Genomic DNA, 15460 nt, shown 5'->3' with positions numbered 1-15460 from the left:
CGCTCGGCACGTCATCGAGGTCGGCCCGCGGCGGACCTGCCTACCGAGCGTCGGTGCTGAACAGGTACCAGCCGCCGTCGCCCGGGCCGCAGAACCAGTACGGGTAGGCGCGGTCGAAGCTCGGATCGTTCCAGACGATTGGGGCGTCCGACGTGCACTGGGCCTCGGTGGCCCAGAACCACGGGGCCCCGTTGGAGTCGGTCTCCAGGTAGTCAGTGGCGTTGGCCGTTCCCGCTGCGCCCATCAAGCCCCCGAACGCCAGTGCCGCCGCCGCGATCGCCCTCTTCATGTCATCCCGCCCTGTCCAGTCGAATCAATTTGTCGACCGGATAATAACGCTCCGCGGCCCATTGATCAGGACTCCCGACATGGCACGGAAGCGGGAAAGGTCTTGCCCCGTTAGGGCAGGGGGTCGAAGGCGACAACCTACGCGATCCCAACAAATTCGGAGTCGGACAGCGTCGGCTCTGGACACGTTAGGGTTACCGCCATGCGTGTCTACCTCGGCTCAGACCATGCCGGATACGAACTCAAGCAAGCCATCATCGAGCACCTGACAAAGGGTGGTCACGAGCCGATCGACTGTGGCGCGTACACCTACGACGCCGAGGACGATTACCCGGCGTTCTGCATCGCCGCGGCGACCAGGACGCTGGCCGACCCCGACAGCCTCGGCATCGTGATCGGCGGCTCCGGCAACGGGGAGCAGATCGCCGCCAACAAGGTGCCCGGCATCCGCTGCGCGCTGGCGTGGAGCGTGGAGACCGCGTCACTGGCCCGCGAGCACAACAACGCTCAAGTGATCGGCATCGGCGGCCGCATGCACCCGGTTGAGGATGCGCTGAGTTTCGTCGACGCGTTCGTGAGCACCCCGTGGTCGAAAGCCGAACGCCACCAACGGCGTATCGACATCCTCGACGAGTACGAGCGCACCCACGTGCCGCCGCCGGTGCCCGGCGCCCCGGCCTGACCAGTGCCGGAAGGCCATACCCTGCACCGGCTGGCCCGGCTGCATCAGCGCCGCTTCGCCGGTGCCCCGGTCGCCGTGTCGAGTCCGCAGGGCCGGTTCGCCGACGCGGCTAACCTCAACGGCCGGTTGTTCACCCGCGCAACGGTCTGGGGCAAGCACCTGTTCCACCACTACGACGGTGGCTCGATCGTGCACATCCATCTGGGGTTGTACGGCACGTTCACCGAGGCGCCAGTGCCGATGCCGCTGCCCGTCGGTCAGGTGCGGATGAGGGTCGTCGGCGCCGAGTACGGTACCGACCTGCGTGGCCCGACCGCCTGTGACGTGGTCGACGAGGCCCAGGTCTCGGGGATCGTGGCAAGGCTCGGGCCCGATCCGTTGCGGCGAGATGCCGACCCGGCGCTACCGTGGGCGCGAATCTCCAAGTCCCGCAAGACTATCGGCGCACTCCTGATGGACCAGAGTGTGATCGCCGGCGTGGGCAATGTGTACCGCAGCGAGTTGTTGTTTCGGCACCACATCGACCCCTACCGGCTCGGTCGCGACATCAGTGAGTCGGAATTCACCGAGGCCTGGAGCGACCTGGTCGCCTTGATGAAGGTGGGTGTGCGCACCGGCAAGATCGTGGTCGTGGCACCCGAACATGACCACGGCGCGCCGTCGTATGCACCGAACCGGCCGCGCACCTACGTTTACCGGCGGGCCGGTGACCCGTGCCGGGTCTGCGGCACCCCGGTTCGGACGGCCGTGCTGGAGGGCCGCAACGTCTTCTGGTGTCCCACCTGCCAGGTGTGAACCCTCAACGTTGAGCGCAGTCGGGCGCCACCCGCGAGAATGCCTGAATGGAACTGATTCTCGTCGTCGTCGGTGCCATCGCTGTGGCGGCGATGGCAAGGCAGCGTGGCCTGGAGCCCGCTTTGATGATCGTCCTCGTCGGCATCGCCGCGTCGTTCCTGCCGGGATTCACCGCACCTGAACTGGACTCCCATGTCCTGCTCAGCGTGGTGTTGCCGCCGCTGCTCTACTCGGCGGCGCTGGACTTCTCGTTCCCGGCGTTCATGCGCAACATCAAGCCGATCCTCGGCCTCGGGGTGGCCCTCGTGGTGGTCACTGCCTTCACTGTCGCCGCGGTCTCCGCGTGGCTGGTGGTCGTGCCGCTGACCTTCGCCACCGCGCTGGTCCTTGGCGCCATCGTCGCGCCGCCCGATGCCGTCACCGCCGTCGCCGTCGGTCGCAAACTGGGCCTGCCCAAGCGGGTGATGACGATCCTGACCGGCGAGAGCCTGATCAACGATGCCGCCGCGTTGGCGTTGTTCTCGATCGCGGTCGCCCAGGTCGCCGGCACTCACATCTTCATCGACAACCCGCTGCTGCTGTTCGGCTACAGCGCGGTACTCGGTCCGGTGGTCGGCGTCGCGCTCGGCTACGTCACGTTGTGGATCCGCAATCGGTTGAACAATGCGAGCCTGGAGACGATCCAGGGCCTGGTGGTGCCGTTCGCCGCCTACCTCATCGCCGAACGGTTTCACGCTTCGGGCGTGCTGGCCGTGGTGGCCGCCGGGTTCGTCATCGGCAGCGGAACGCTGAGCGCGGGCTACCAGACCCGGCTGCAGGAGCGGTACGTCTGGCACTCCGTCGACGTGCTGCTTGAGGCGTTCGTGTTCGCCTACATCGGTCTGCATCTGCGGTTCGTGCTGGAAGACCTGCGCGACGCCCATGAGTCCCTGGTGGAGGTCGGCATCGCCGCGGCGGTGGTGCTGGCGATCGTGCTGGTGATCCGTCCGCTGTCGGTGTTCGTGATGTTCGGTCGTGGTGTGCTATCCCGTCACGTCGACCGCAAACTGAGCGTGCCGATTCCAGAAGGCGGCCGGGGAGCGCTCGGTGGTCGCAAACGAACCCGGCCAAAAGGGAAGTGGCGCTCGATGATTGACCACACCTCGTTGACCTGGCAGGAGAACGTGGTGGTGTCGTGGACCGGGATGCGTGGCGTGGTGACCCTGGCCGCGGCGGCCGGTATCCCGCCGACCATCGCCAATGGTGAACCGTTTCCGGAGCGCGCCACCATTCAGGCGATCGCGTTCGTGGTGGCCGTCGGCACGCTGCTGCTGCAAGGGGCGACGCTGCCCCCGCTGATCCGCAGGCTGAAGCTGTCGTCGCAGGAGGACGACCGCGCCTACGACCGGGAGGAAACCATCAAGGCCGAGAGCGCCGTCCACGCCGCGGCCGACAAGGTGCTCGCCTGGTTCGAGGCGAATCCGCCCGACGGGCTCGACCCGCACGTGCTGACCGACATTCGTAACTGGATCGCGCGGCACTCCAAGGACGCTGATGAAATGCCCGATCCCGAGGAGCACGACCTGCGCGCCGAAGTGTTCTCGACCTTGTATCGCGAGGTACTGGCCGCCCAGCGGGGCGCACTGATCAGGGAGCGCGACGCCGGTGAGATCGACGACGAGGCCGTGCGCGCCATGCTCGGGCGCCTGGATTTGCAGGAGGCCAGTGTGACGGCCCGGATGGACAGTCGGCTCTAAAAGTCGCCGAACCCGCCGCCGAAATCGCCCCCGCCGAAGTCGCCACCACCCCAGCCGCCGCTGTCACCAAGGCCGCCGCCGTCGCTACCCCAGCCGCCGCCGTCGCCGGACCAGCCGCCGCCACCATCGCCGCCGCCCCAGCCGGCGTCCTGGCCGCCGGCGTCCATACCCTGGTCATAACCCTGGTCGAAGCCCTGGCCGTAGCCGTTCTCGAAGCCCGAGGCGCCGTAGCCGACGCCGCCCATGCCGGAGAACAACGCGTCAAAGAGCAGTACCGAACCCACGCCCCAGGCGCCGGCGACCAGTGCCGTCTTCCACCACGGCTCGGAGTACCAGCCGGCCGGGACCGGGCGCCCGGCGACCTGGCCACCGGGGTAGTAGTTCGGGGTGCGCTGGCTGGGTGTCGGGGAGGCTTCGATCTCGCGGCCCTCGAACGCAACCTTGCGGTCCTCGGTGACGGAACCCGCGGACTTCTGGCCGGAGATCGTTTCCAGCTCCGGGCCGGGATCCATGCCCATCGCGGTGCGCGCGGCGCGCACGTAGTACAGCCCCTCGATCGCGCTTTCCTTGGCCAGCATGGCCTGCTTGGCGGTGGTGGCCTGGTCGATCTGCGACGACGCGGCGGTGAACCGCTCCGAGGCGTCGGCCAGCGCCTGGTTGGAGGCGTCGTTGTTCCCGGACAGGTTGAGCACCTGGCCGCCGAGACGTTCGATCAGCCGCCGTGCGTCAGCTTTGGCGTCGGCCAGGGTTGCGGCGTTGCGGTTGCCCGAGTTCCGCGACGAACTCATCACCGCCAGCACGATCGCCACGACCACGACGAGGATGAGCACTACGAGCACACCGTTCATGGCGTCCACAGTACCGATCCTGTGAGACTGCTCCGCAGAACGAGAATTTGCTTGTCAGAGCACGCCGAGCGCGCGGTAGACCGCGTCGCTCAAAGCGGTGCTGCGCGGGTCGGCATTGCACTTGGTGGCGTCGAAGTAGTTCATGACGTAGGCGTAGCCGATGCGGTGTTCGAGGTCGACGAACCCGTACGAGCCACCGGATCCGCCGTGGCCGAAGCTACGTAGGTTCGGCCCGGCAACCCCGCGCTGGTTGAGCATGTAGCCAAGGCCCCAGCCGTGGTCGGCGACTCGGGCACCGAGCACCACGTCGTCGTCGAAGCCGCCTTGCGAGACACGCACCGATTCCAGATGTTCGCGGCTGAGCAGCTTCTCCTGCGCCAGCCCGTTGTAGAAGGTGGCCAGACCCAGCGCCGAGACATGACCGTTCGTGGCCGGGAACTCGCTGCGGCGCCACCGCGTGAGTTCGTTGGACCCGAGTTCGTCGTCGGGGACGAAGCCCATCGCGACCGACATGCCGGCCATCGGATGGTCATCGAGCGACGTCGGATGCCCCGGCGCCTGACCGTTGGCAAGGACGTCGCGGATGTGCGGCTTGTTGACCATCTCCGCGCACCGATTGTGTTCGGCGACAGGCAAACCGATGTGCACGTCGATGCCCATCGGCTCGGCGATCTCGGTCCGCAGGTATTGGCCGATGGTGCGTCCGGTCACGCGGCGCACGACCTCGCCGAGGATGAAACCGAAGGTCACCATGTGGTAGCCCTGCGCAGTCCCCGGCGGCCACCACGGCTCGGCAGCGGCCAGATCGGCGCACACGCGATCCCAGTCGGTGGTGTCCTGCCAATGCAGGCGGGTGCGGGGGCCGATCACCCCGGAACGATGCCCGAGCACCGAGGCGACCGTGATGTCCTGTTTTCCGTTCTGGGCGAACTCCGGCCAGTACTGCGCGACCGGGGCATACAGGTCGATCTCGCCGCGGTCGGCGAGCAGGTGCACGCAGGTGCTCGTCAGGCCTTTGGTCGCGGAGAAGACGCTGGCCAGGGTGTTCTGCCGCCACCGCCGCCGGCGGCGGGCATCGGCATAGCCGCCCCACAGGTTGACCACCAGATCCCCGTCGACCCAGACCGCGACGGCGGCGCCGACTTCGTCGCGATCGGTGAAGTTCTTCTCGAAGGCGTCGCGAACCGCGCCAAAACCCGCGGTGCACGCACCGTCGATAGGGATCTGGTCGCTCACCGCGCCTCCTGACCGACGGTCCCAACTGGGGGCAGGCCGCCGGGAATCACAGCTGAATCTACGGAGGCCACGGTAGCCAGCAAAGCTTGGAGGACGATTGGAGTGGAATTGAAACCGCGTCGTAATTAGCGCAGGCGTTCATGAATTTGTTCATGTGGAATTTCCTGCCTATTCCACGTCCCCGCAGGTACTTGCGTCACGATCCAGGGGTGGAGTTTCCCGACACCGGCGTTCCGGCGGCGCTGGCCGGCCGGATGACGATGGCCGAGCAGCACGAGTGGCATCAGAACTATCTGCGGCGCCACCGGGTATCCCGGCGCAACTTCTTGCGTGGATCGGCGGCCGCGGCGGCGGTGGCCGCGCTGGGCACCGCGCCGTTCGGGCACCGGGCGTACGCCCAGGATGCACCCTTGGGGGTGGCGGGACGGCGAGTCGGCTACGGCTCGGACGCCTCGACCCAGCTGAGGCTGGCCGCCCAGCTCTCGCGCAACCCCGGCGCAACCAAGGTCTTCGTCGACCACGGGCCGACGCCGGGTCTGGGGGCGGCGGTCGAGGCGGAGGTCCGCAACCTGGTCACCCAGATCCCCGACAGCAGCGGCGGAGTGCTGTCGGCCGAGCAGTTCTACGTCCATGCGCCGCTGGACGGACTGCCAGGACGTGCGCCGCACTTCTACCGCTGGCGCACCGACGACGGCTTCGTCAGCGATGTGCGTTCCGCGGCAACCGCGATGCCCAGCGCGCGAAATGCCGTGGGCTGGTTCCGGTTTACGATGATGGGCGACCAGGGCACCAATGACACGCCCTCGTTTCCAGCTGGCCTTGCCCCCGGCGACTACGACGACAACTCCTACAAGCCCGACAACGATCCGTCGGTTGCGCATGCCGGCAATGTGCTCAACCAGATCATCGCCTCGCGCCCGGACTTTCATGTGCTCGCCGGTGACATCGCCTACGCCGATCCCACCGGCATGGGCGAGCCCGCGGCGTTCGTCCGAAAAGGGGATCCGCCCAAGGGTTTCGACAAGTTCAACCCGTTCGTGTGGGACGTGTATCTGGGTTCCATCGAGGCCAGCGCATCGACGACCCCGTGGATGTTCGCCACGGGTAACCACGACATGGAAGCCGCCTACCCGGTGCACGGCTACGGTGGGCATCTGAAACGGCTGGACTTTCCGGGCAACGGTCCGGCAGGATGCCCGTCGGTCTATTCGTTCACCTACGGCAACGTCGCGGTGCTCTCGCTGGACGCCAACGATGTCAGCGACGAGATCACCGCCAACACCGGGTATTCGCATGGAGCCCAAAACGGTTGGGTGGACGCGACGTTGGCGGCGCACCGGGCCAACCCCGACATCGACTTCATCGTCGCCTTCTTCCATCACTGCGCGTACTCCACCGTTTCCGACCACGCCAGCGACGGGGGAGTGCGGGCGGCCTGGGGTGCGCTGTTCGACCGCTACCAGGTCGACTTGGTGCTCCAAGGTCACAACCATGCCTTCGAACGGACCGATCCGATGCGGGCCGGCGCGCCCACCCGGACCGCCGAGGACAACGCGATCGTGTACCCGGAGACCGACGGAACCGTCTACTACACAGTGGGTTCCGGCGGGCGGCGTCGCTACAACTTCCAGCCGGGGGAGCAGGAAAGCTACCGCGGCCACGAGCTACTGGACACCTTCGTGCCCAACAGCTACGTGTGGACGGCCGACGGCCACAAGAAGGCCGAGGCGGTCGGCTGGTCGCGGGTGCGGTTCCGCAACTATGCGTTCATCCGCGTCGACGTGCGGCCCGGCAACCTGATCAGTGAGATGGACGTGACCGCCGTCGACGAGTACGGGCAGGAATTCGACAAGCTGACCTACCGCCGCCAGGTCCGCGCCTGAGGTGTGTCAGAAGAAGTCGAAGTGAGTGGCGCCCAGTCGATCCGGGGTCCCGTAGTCGATGTACATCGGTCCGAGATCCCACGGGATGCGTCCGGTGTTCGGCTTGGTCCCGGCCGTGTCGCCGTCGTAGAGAGCCGGACTGTTCTTGGCGTTGATGACATAGGTGTACAGCAGGGTCAGCCCGTCGGCGGTGTACACCGAAACTTTCGTCCCCGGCTTGAGCTTGTCCCCGTCGCGGGCGTCACCGGCGACGGAGTAAGGCAGGTTGCCGGTCTCCCCGCCGGAGTCGACGCTGGTCCTGACCGTCGTCTTTGTCCCGTCGTTCATCTGCACCTGCACATCAGCGATCGGGGCGCCGACGACCGATCCCTTCGACGGCAGCGGGTTGGGGCCGAAAACGACCAGTCCCCACGGGCCGATGATCTTCTCGTACATCAACATTCCGTCCCTGGTCTCACCGGGAAGTAGTGCGGTCGAGGTTGGACCGGAACCGACATTGGCACCGATACCCAATGTGCCCGCCGTGCCCTGGGGTGCGGTCCCGTAGTTGTCAAACGCGTTTTCGGAGTCTGCATCGACGATCCTGATGTTGCCCGGTGCGGTGACCGCGCCGTTGCCGAAGTCTATCGTCGTCATGTAGGTGTGATAGTTGTAGAACACCGAGTTGTCATCGTCGCCGTAGCCGCTCTCACCTGACCCGGTCGACGGTCCAAGATCCTTCTGTCCCACATACTTTCGCAGGATGGTCAGCCCGGAAGACCCGGTGTCGAGCTGGATCGGTACCACGGGACCACCGTTGACCGAGATGTAGACGATCTCCGCGTTGCCGGCCGTCCGCAACAGGTGTGCCGAGTAGACCATGCCGTTGCGCTGCGCCAGGCTGATGAGGCTCGCGGCCTGCGATGCCGCGGTGGGGGACCCGAGTGCTCCGACGACGGGGACGGTCGCGTCGGCTGCGTTCAGGGCCAGGCCGGCCGCCGTCGGCAGCATCATGGTCGCCAGCAGCGACAGCTGGGCGAGTTGATGGACGACGGGGACCCCGGTGGTGTTGGCCACCGCCGCCTTTGCCCCTTCCATCGAGTTCTGCCAGGTGTTCAACGCCCAGGCCGCTTCGGTCAAAAACATCTGGGGCACAACAGAAGCCACCCCGGACACCACATTGCCGGTGCCCCATGTCTTGGCCTGCAGGAGGCTCTGGGTCTGGGCGATCTGCTGCAACGCCAACTTCACTGCGCTGCCGGGAACGATGACTTCGTTGCCGGGGAGGAAGGACTCGTTGCCGTAGTTGGGATCGGGATCGGCTGCGCGGGAGGGGGCCGTGGATTCGGCTGCTGCCGCGGTGGTTACCGTCGCCCTCGACTTGGCTGTGACTGTCGACGCACTGCTGGGTGCCACGCGCTTGGCGGTCGGCGCCGTTGCGGTTCGGGTTCGCGAATGGGCTGAGCTCGTCTTTGCATGGGAGACGGAGGTACTCGACTCGCCCTTGGTCCCGGAGGGGCCGGATTGTCCGGTGTCCGCGGACGCGACAGCGCTACCGGCGGCCAGCGCCGCGCCGATGCCTAGGGTGATCGCCCCTGCGCCAAGCCAGGTATACGGCTGACGAGTTCGCTTGTGCTTCATTGGAATTCCCCTAACCCGAATGCGCGGTGCCGTCATGGCCAGGGCGGCCACTTGATCCGCCGAATCCGCCGAGGCCACCGCCTTGAGCCTTGCCTGGCTTGGCTTTTTCCGGCGTGGGCGCTGTCGCGTCGCCCCCATTGCCGCCGTTTCCGCCGGTTCCGGCGATCAATCCGCCGTACGCGCCGCTGCCGGCGGTCCCGCCCTTGGCGGTACCAGTGCCCTTGGTCGTTGCGCTACCGCCGTTGCCGCCGCGGCCGCCGGTGCCCAGGATGACGCCGCCCTGACCTCCCGGCGAGGCGTTGCCGCCCGAGGCGTCGCCGTTGCCGCTGGCCGATGCGTCACCGCCGTTGCCGCCGCGGCCGCCGGTCCCGAAGACGGTGACGGGGCCGCCCACGTTGTTGCCGCCGTTGCCGCCTTCACCGCCCGTGGCCGAGCCATCGGCTGACGAGGCCTTGCCGCCATCGCCGCCGGTTCCTCCGCTGCCGGCGACGGCGAATCCGGCGGCGCCGCCATGACCGCCCAAGGCATTGGCGGAATTCGTTCCAGTCGCCTCGCCGCCGTTTCCGGCGCTGCCACCCGAGCCGATATTGGTCCCACCGCCCTTGCCGCCCACGCCGCCACGGGCGTCGACGTCCGTGGTGCTCGCGGACTCGGCGGCGCCGCCCGCACCGCCCGCACCGCCGTTGCCGACGGTCGATGAGCCGCCCGCGCCGCCCACACCGCCATTCGACGCCGACTGCGCTGCATTGCCGCTGCCTCCGTCGCCGCCCCTGCCCGCAGTTCCCACGGTGGTGCTGCCGCCTTTGCCGCCATCGCCGGCGACCACACCGGCGCCCGCGTCGGTGCTCGTGGAGTCGGCCGTGCCTCCCGTGCCGCCCGCGCCACCGTTGCCAACGGTGGACGATCCGCCGGCGCCACCTTTACCGGCGAACGCGCCGGCTTGGTCGGAACGGGCGCTGCCGCCGCCGCCTCCGCTGCCGCCGGTGCTGTGGGTCGAGGATCCGCCGGCACCGCCGGCACCGCCACTGGCGTCGCCGCTGACGGAGTCGGCCGCACCGCCGTTGCCACCACCGCCGGCGAGACCGAAGGCTGTCTTTCCGCCGATACCGCCTGCGCCACCGGTGGGCTGGCCGTCGAAACTGTCGTGGGCCATGCCGCCGTCGCCGCCGCTACCCGCGTCGCCGCTGAGCCAGCCGCCGTTTCCGCCGTTGCCACCGGCCCCGCCGGTTTCGACCGTTTCCGCCTGCAGGCTGTTGTCGTCGGCTCCGCCCGTGCCACCGTTGCCACCGTTGCCAAAGATCGCGCCGCCGTTGCCGCCGTTGCCGCCCTTGGTGGCCGCCGACGTCCGGTTCCCGTCGGCGTCGTAGACCGCGGCCGCGCCGGTGCCGCCCTCACCGCCATTGCCCAGCAGCAAACCGCCATGACCACCGTTTCCGCCGGCCTTTGCCGCGGTGACGAGTGTCCCGTTCTGGTAGACGGCCTCGACTCCGGCGGCGCCGTCGCCACCGTTGCCGAAGAACATGCCCGCGTTGCCGCCGCTGCCGCCGTTCGCGCCAGTGCCGCCGTTGCCCCACAGCAGGCCGGCGTTACCGCCGTTGCAGGCACTGCCCGTGCAGTCGGTCGGTGCGTCGAGCCCGTTGCCGATCAGCCATCCGCCCTGTCCCACGATGGGCCGCATGTTGCCTGCGGCCGCGGCTAGGGCGAGCGGAGTGGAATCTGAGGTCACCGACGCCTTGGAGTCGTGCCCGAGCACCCACCACTGGTCAGGCGCTGCGGAGGCGGTCGCTGCCGCACCGATCGAGAAGGCGATGCCGCCGGTTAACGCGGCACCTGCGACAACGGCATGGGTGACCGGGAGAATTCTCCGCAGTGGCGTCCGATGGTCCAGCGAGCGGCGGTCAGCCACGTTTCCCCCCAAACGTCATCCACACGATCGGCCAATTAGTTTGCCAGCGGCTCGCGAGATGCAAGGATCAAGTTAGGGCCGTTAATTAGCCAAGTCAAGCGCTGCGGCACGGCAATTTTGATTTGCCAGATATCCTCAGCACCGCGCGCGGCCAGATTCCTGCGAGCTGCACGCCGGTGCACTATGGTTCGGTTCACCCATGTCTCGTACGGTGCTAGCCCTGCTATCGGTGGGCGTGCTCGCGCTTGCCTCCTGCGGGGTGCGAACACACACCGATTCGCCTCCGGCACAAGCGATTACCGGGCCATATGAGTTGCTGCTCGCCGCCTCGGCGAACCTCGGCGAATCCCACGCCCAGGCTGTCGAGCTGACCGCCGAACTCCGCGGAACCCAGCCTCCGGACCGATTGCAGAAGTGGGCGGCGGCCAACGGCCTGTCGGTGCGCTGGCAGCCGGGCGCCGGCTGGGCAGTTCTGCAGGGGCCACCGGCCAATGTCGCCGCCGCGCTGGGTGTGCAGGTGCGCGACTACCGCAACCCGTCCGGCGAACAGTTCTACGCCTCGCCCGAGCAACCGGACGTACCTGCGGCGCTACGTGATTCGGTGTCGGGGCTGGGCCGCATCCTCAGCTACACGCCGTATCACTCGAGCAGTCCCGCGATTCGGCCGCTGGATGTGCCCGACCACAGTCTGCCGCCCGATGCGCTGCGCACCATCTACAGCGTGCGGCCGCTGGCCGACGCCGGCTACACCGGCAAAGGCACCACGATCGTGGTGTTCGCGTTCGACGGTTTCGACCAGGCCGACCTCGACATGTATGCCAAGACCTACGAGTTGCCCACGTTCACCCCCGAGGTCGTGGGCGGGATGCCCGAGCAGCGCAACAACGAGGCCTCGATGGACCTGCAAGTGGCCCACGCGCTGGCACCGGATGCACGCAAGGTCCTGGTCAACGCGCGTCCGACGGTCGGGGGCGGGGGCACGTACGTCAAGATCGCCGAGATGATGCAGGACGCGGCCCAGCGATTCCCGGGCGCGGTGTGGAGTCTGTCGATCGGGTGGGGTTGCGACCGGCTGCTCACCGCCGCCGATCTGGCTCCGGTCCGCGAAGCGGTGGCCGACGCGGTGGCTCGCGGCACCACCGTGTTCAACGCCAGCGGAGATCTCGCCGGTCTGGAATGCAAACGCGGCCACGACTGGTCGGCCCCGCCCGGCCCGTCCGACGTCGGCCTGGACGCGGTCGCCTCATTGCCCGAGGTGACGACCGTCGGGGGCACCTCACTGTCGACCGACGAGCACTACCAGTGGCTCGCCGAGCACGGCTGGAGCGACGGGCCGCTGACCCAGGGCAGCGGTGGCGGAATCTCCGCCTTGTTCGAGCGCCCGCCGTGGCAGACCGCCGCACCCGACACCTCGTTGCGTCGGCTGACACCGGATATCTCTGCTGTCGCCGACACCACGACCGGCGCCGTGATAGTCCTGCACCAGCAGCTCGTCGTGGGCGGCGGCACATCGCAGGCGGCGCCACTATGGGCCGGCATCGCGGCGGTGCTGAATCAGTTCCTGCTCGACAACGGGGGACGCGCACTGGGGGACTTCAACCCGACGCTGTACCGCATCGCCGGGGGAGCTACCCGGCCCGCCTTCCATGACATCGTGCTCGGCACCAACGCCGTCGCCGTCGCCGGACCGGGCTACGACATGGTGACCGGTCTGGGCACGCCCAACGTCGACAACCTGGCCCGCGACATCCTCGACGTTCAGCGGGGACTGGCGTGACCGGGCAACTCGAAACCATGCCGTGCCCGCTGTGCGGGCACGACGTGCCTGCGGGCAGATTCTGCGGGCGGTGTGGCGCACGGCTGATCCATGAACGCGGCGGTGGCCCGGACTGGCTGCGAGTCAACGCATTTGTCGCGGCACCGGGTGAAAACGTGCTGCAGCCTTCGCTGGTCAGCTCGATGTTCCCGCACCTGCCGCGCCGCTCGCAAGGCACGTTCCGGGTCGGCCTTGCGCTGGTGGCAACCCTGCTGATCGTGTCCTGCGTGCTGCACTGGTATGTGCCGATGGTGGCCGTGGCCACGTTCGCCCCGGTGCTGCTGTTCGTGATCTACCTGACTGAGACCGGTGTCATCGCCGACTTGCCGTGGCGGGTATGGGGTTTGACCGTGGTGTTCGGTATCGCGGTCGGGGTTGGGTGGGCGCAGTTGACCGCAGCCATCGTCGCCGAGTCGTACAGCCTCGGGTTGGGCACCGAAGTGCCAACCGCGACGCTCGTGCGAGATGCCCTCCTGATTCCGTTCGGGGGACTGCTGGCGATGCAACTGCCGACGGTGCTGGTTCGGTTGACGCGACCGCCGATCCGAGAGTCGTTGTACGGCTTCGCCATCGGTGTGCTCGGGGCGATGGTGTTCGCGGTGACGGCGACGATGGTCCGACTGGTTCAGGAGATCGACGCAGGCATCACCATCAGCGATCAGACCGTCACCGATCTGTTGATCGAGGCCGGGGTCCGTGGCCTCACGATGCCGCTGACCGCGGCATCGGTGAGCGGCCTGGTCGGAATCGGGCTGTGGTACACCCGCCGGCCGGGTACCTCCCGCATCCGCCAGCTGGCGGCCGGCTGCTTGATCCTGGTGGTGGCCGCGGCGGCGTACGCCAATGTCGGGCTCGTCGAGGTGCTGCAGATCGCTTCGGATCTCCAGTTTTTGGTGCATGTGGCGCTGGCGCTCGCGGCGGTGGCGGCCTTGCGGGTGGGAATGCAGGTGGCGGTGCTGCATGAGCCGCAGGACACGCTGCATCCCGAGCTACCGATCCTGTGTCCGGGGTGTGGCCACGTCGTGCCCGATGTGGCGTTCTGCCCCGCATGCGGTGTCGCCGCACACGCCGCGTCGCGGACCTCGCGGGAGGCGCGGCGACGGGACCGGCCGCAGCCCGGCACCGAGTTGGTGCCGCGATGAGCGCGCCGTCGGTGTCTCGCGAACTGGCGCCTGGCTATTCGGTGCTGTCGGGGTCGTATACGGCGCCGCCGCTGCGTTATACCTCGCTGCGCCGGTTGTTGCTCCTGCTGGGCTCGGGGCTGGTGGTGGTGGTCGGCGCGATGACCGCGGCCTCGCTACTGACCGCGGCTCCACCGGTTCGCTACGCATGCCCGCCGGAGTGCGGTCGACCGCCGACCGGCATTCCGGTGCAAGCCAATCCGCGCTACTCGCCGGCCGACGGGTCGTTCTCGGTGGCCTACCCGGGAGAGGGGTCGGCCTACACGATCACGAAGGACGGCGACGGGGTCACCGCGGTCTTCACCGGTGGCGACGGCGGAACGATGGAGCTGTTCGAGGTTCCCGCCAAGGGTCGCACGGCCGAGCAGGTCGTCGATGATCTGTTGCACGACAAGCAGCCTGATGCCACCGTCGCCTATGTGCTGCCGAACGCGACCGTGGGTTATCAACTCGGCTACGGCGCCGTCTTGGACGTCTACCCCCAGGGCACCAGCGGGGTGGCCCGGCGCACCCGCATCGTGGTGATGGCCGCGGTGAAGAACGACCTGACGCTCGTCGGTGCGGCAATCGGCCCGTATCACCCGTTCCGGCCCGGCGACGGCCCGAGCCTGCCCTCGGGAGCCAACCTGCAACTCGCCCAGGATCTGGGCAAGTACATCAACAGCTTTCAGTGGAAGGGTGATCCGCCCCGCTAGCGGTCAGCCCCGCACGCTGTGTGCGGTGCCTCGTTTCGAAGCCTTCGCGGACGCCGCTGAAACTGACTTCGGCGCAATGGATGCTCGGTGGTTTCGCAGCGCCGCCTGACGAGCGGCCGCACTCGGCGGCAGTGCTGCACCGTTGATATTGATGCCGAACGGCGCCTGCGCCAGGGTCGCGCCTCTTTGGGCGACCGATCCGGCGACCGCGAGGAAGCCGGGGCCGGCACTCACGAAGTTGTTCGATCCAAGGACGTTGAACGACCACGTGAGCACACCGGCGCTACCGACGTTCGAACCCGTGCCGGATACATTGGTGGCGTTGTTGAGTGCGCCACTCGCGAAAACGAATACGTCGGTGCCGCCAAGGTTGACGGCGAGGTTGCCGAGGCCCGATGCTGCCACAGCATTTTGCGCGCCGCTATGGTTGCCGAAATCGATGGCGACATTGCCGAGCTGAATCGGCTCCGTTCCCGATCCGGACCCGGTTTGCGCGTTCGTGCCGACGCTGATGGCGGCCCCCAGGATGCCCAAGGCGACGGCGCCCGCATTGGTGCCCGATGCGAACGCGACGCCGAATAGTCCGTCCGCCTGGGCCGCGGCCGTTGAACCGATCGCGATAGCGATGCTGCCGAACGTGCTATGGCAGTTCGCCGTGTTGCCGAGGCCGAAAAACGATGCGCACGAGGCATTTGCGGCAGGTGCCACCCCGATTGCCGCGGTGCTCACGCCTGTCGCGACGGCCATGGCCAGCAGCCCACTCCCAAGCCGTGT

General features: G+C 67.9%; 13 protein-coding genes. 7 read left to right on the top strand and 6 right to left on the bottom strand.

Going from position 1 to position 15460, the window contains the following annotated elements:
• Positions 1-40: 40 nt before the first annotated feature.
• Entirely contained in the window at positions 41-289 is a 249-nt protein-coding gene (locus SLQ31_RS28605) for a hypothetical protein (RefSeq protein WP_319437569.1), read from the bottom strand.
• 201 nt (positions 290-490) lie between these two features.
• Between SLQ31_RS28605 and SLQ31_RS28600 the strand changes: the two genes are divergently transcribed.
• Genes SLQ31_RS28600 through SLQ31_RS28590 form a run of 3 tightly spaced genes read left to right on the top strand, consistent with a single transcriptional unit; the run spans position 491 to position 3501 of the window.
• Positions 491-970: a ribose-5-phosphate isomerase gene (locus SLQ31_RS28600; RefSeq protein ID WP_319437568.1), complete on the top strand. Its 480-nt coding sequence runs from the start codon at positions 491-493 to the stop codon at positions 968-970.
• Between the two features lie 3 nt (positions 971-973).
• The gene (locus SLQ31_RS28595) at positions 974-1765 is read left to right on the top strand and encodes an Fpg/Nei family DNA glycosylase (protein ID WP_319437567.1); all 792 of its coding nucleotides are present in this window, start codon (positions 974-976) and stop codon (positions 1763-1765) included.
• A 47-nt stretch (positions 1766-1812) separates the two neighbouring features.
• Positions 1813-3501: a sodium:proton antiporter gene (locus SLQ31_RS28590; protein WP_319437566.1), complete on the top strand. Its 1689-nt coding sequence runs from the start codon at positions 1813-1815 to the stop codon at positions 3499-3501.
• Here the strand turns inward: SLQ31_RS28590 and SLQ31_RS28585 are convergent.
• Positions 3498-4349, bottom strand: a complete 852-nt coding sequence (locus tag SLQ31_RS28585; protein ID WP_319437565.1) for a DUF1542 domain-containing protein — start codon at positions 4347-4349, stop codon at positions 3498-3500. The two genes, SLQ31_RS28590 and SLQ31_RS28585, sit on opposite strands and share 4 nt — an antisense overlap.
• Positions 4350-4403: 54 nt before the next feature.
• Positions 4404-5585 (bottom strand): serine hydrolase domain-containing protein, encoded by a 1182-nt coding sequence (locus tag SLQ31_RS28580; RefSeq protein ID WP_319437564.1) that lies wholly within the window; start codon positions 5583-5585, stop codon positions 4404-4406.
• Between the two features lie 152 nt (positions 5586-5737).
• Between SLQ31_RS28580 and SLQ31_RS28575 the strand changes: the two genes are divergently transcribed.
• The gene (locus tag SLQ31_RS28575; RefSeq protein ID WP_413643257.1) at positions 5738-7468 is read left to right on the top strand and encodes a metallophosphoesterase; all 1731 of its coding nucleotides are present in this window, start codon (positions 5738-5740) and stop codon (positions 7466-7468) included.
• 6 nt (positions 7469-7474) lie between these two features.
• On the opposite strand, the gene SLQ31_RS28570 is transcribed toward SLQ31_RS28575, so the two are convergent.
• Both SLQ31_RS28570 and SLQ31_RS28565 read right to left on the bottom strand, forming a co-directional pair.
• A complete protein-coding gene (locus SLQ31_RS28570) occupies positions 7475-9088 on the bottom strand; it encodes a PecA family PE domain-processing aspartic protease (protein WP_319437563.1) in 1614 nt (537 codons plus the stop codon).
• A gap of 10 nt (positions 9089-9098) precedes the next feature.
• A complete protein-coding gene (locus tag SLQ31_RS28565) occupies positions 9099-10994 on the bottom strand; it encodes a hypothetical protein (protein ID WP_319437562.1) in 1896 nt (631 codons plus the stop codon).
• 199 nt (positions 10995-11193) lie between these two features.
• On the opposite strand from SLQ31_RS28565, the gene SLQ31_RS28560 reads away from it, so the two are divergent.
• The 3 genes from SLQ31_RS28560 to SLQ31_RS28550 are packed head-to-tail and all read left to right on the top strand — an operon-like array spanning position 11194 to position 14686.
• Positions 11194-12771: a S53 family peptidase gene (locus tag SLQ31_RS28560; protein ID WP_319437561.1), complete on the top strand. Its 1578-nt coding sequence runs from the start codon at positions 11194-11196 to the stop codon at positions 12769-12771.
• Entirely contained in the window at positions 12768-13952 is a 1185-nt protein-coding gene (locus tag SLQ31_RS28555) for a zinc ribbon domain-containing protein (RefSeq protein WP_319437560.1), read from the top strand. The genes SLQ31_RS28560 and SLQ31_RS28555 overlap by 4 nt, the downstream gene beginning before the upstream one ends.
• Positions 13949-14686, top strand: a complete 738-nt coding sequence (locus SLQ31_RS28550; protein WP_319437559.1) for a hypothetical protein — start codon at positions 13949-13951, stop codon at positions 14684-14686. The genes SLQ31_RS28555 and SLQ31_RS28550 overlap by 4 nt, the downstream gene beginning before the upstream one ends.
• A gap of 3 nt (positions 14687-14689) precedes the next feature.
• Here SLQ31_RS28550 and SLQ31_RS28545 read toward each other — a convergent pair whose 3' ends face one another.
• A complete protein-coding gene (locus SLQ31_RS28545) occupies positions 14690-15433 on the bottom strand; it encodes a hypothetical protein (RefSeq protein WP_319437558.1) in 744 nt (247 codons plus the stop codon).
• Positions 15434-15460 lie beyond the last annotated feature (27 nt).

The sequence above is a fragment of the Mycobacterium sp. RTGN5 genome (genome assembly GCF_033804465.1).
Taxonomy (GTDB): domain Bacteria; phylum Actinomycetota; class Actinomycetes; order Mycobacteriales; family Mycobacteriaceae; genus Mycobacterium.
Note: the sequence above shows the minus strand (reverse complement) of the source record. Positions and strands in the feature narration are given on the sequence as shown.

What these genes read in the sequence shown, in the direction of transcription:
- SLQ31_RS28570 (WP_319437563.1), bottom strand. Translation starts at nt 9,088, where the DNA reads ATGAAGCACAAGCGAACTCGTCAGCCGTATACCTGGCTTGGCGCAGGG.
- SLQ31_RS28590 (WP_319437566.1), top strand. Translation starts at nt 1,813, where the DNA reads ATGGAACTGATTCTCGTCGTCGTCGGTGCCATCGCTGTGGCGGCGATG.
- SLQ31_RS28585 (WP_319437565.1), bottom strand. Translation starts at nt 4,349, where the DNA reads ATGAACGGTGTGCTCGTAGTGCTCATCCTCGTCGTGGTCGTGGCGATC.
- SLQ31_RS28605 (WP_319437569.1), bottom strand. Translation starts at nt 289, where the DNA reads ATGAAGAGGGCGATCGCGGCGGCGGCACTGGCGTTCGGGGGCTTGATG.
- SLQ31_RS28560 (WP_319437561.1), top strand. Translation starts at nt 11,194, where the DNA reads ATGTCTCGTACGGTGCTAGCCCTGCTATCGGTGGGCGTGCTCGCGCTT.
- SLQ31_RS28545 (WP_319437558.1), bottom strand. Translation starts at nt 15,433, where the DNA reads ATGGCCGTCGCGACAGGCGTGAGCACCGCGGCAATCGGGGTGGCACCT.
- SLQ31_RS28600 (WP_319437568.1), top strand. Translation starts at nt 491, where the DNA reads ATGCGTGTCTACCTCGGCTCAGACCATGCCGGATACGAACTCAAGCAA.
- SLQ31_RS28575 (WP_413643257.1), top strand. Translation starts at nt 5,738, where the DNA reads ATGTGGAATTTCCTGCCTATTCCACGTCCCCGCAGGTACTTGCGTCAC.
- SLQ31_RS28550 (WP_319437559.1), top strand. Translation starts at nt 13,949, where the DNA reads ATGAGCGCGCCGTCGGTGTCTCGCGAACTGGCGCCTGGCTATTCGGTG.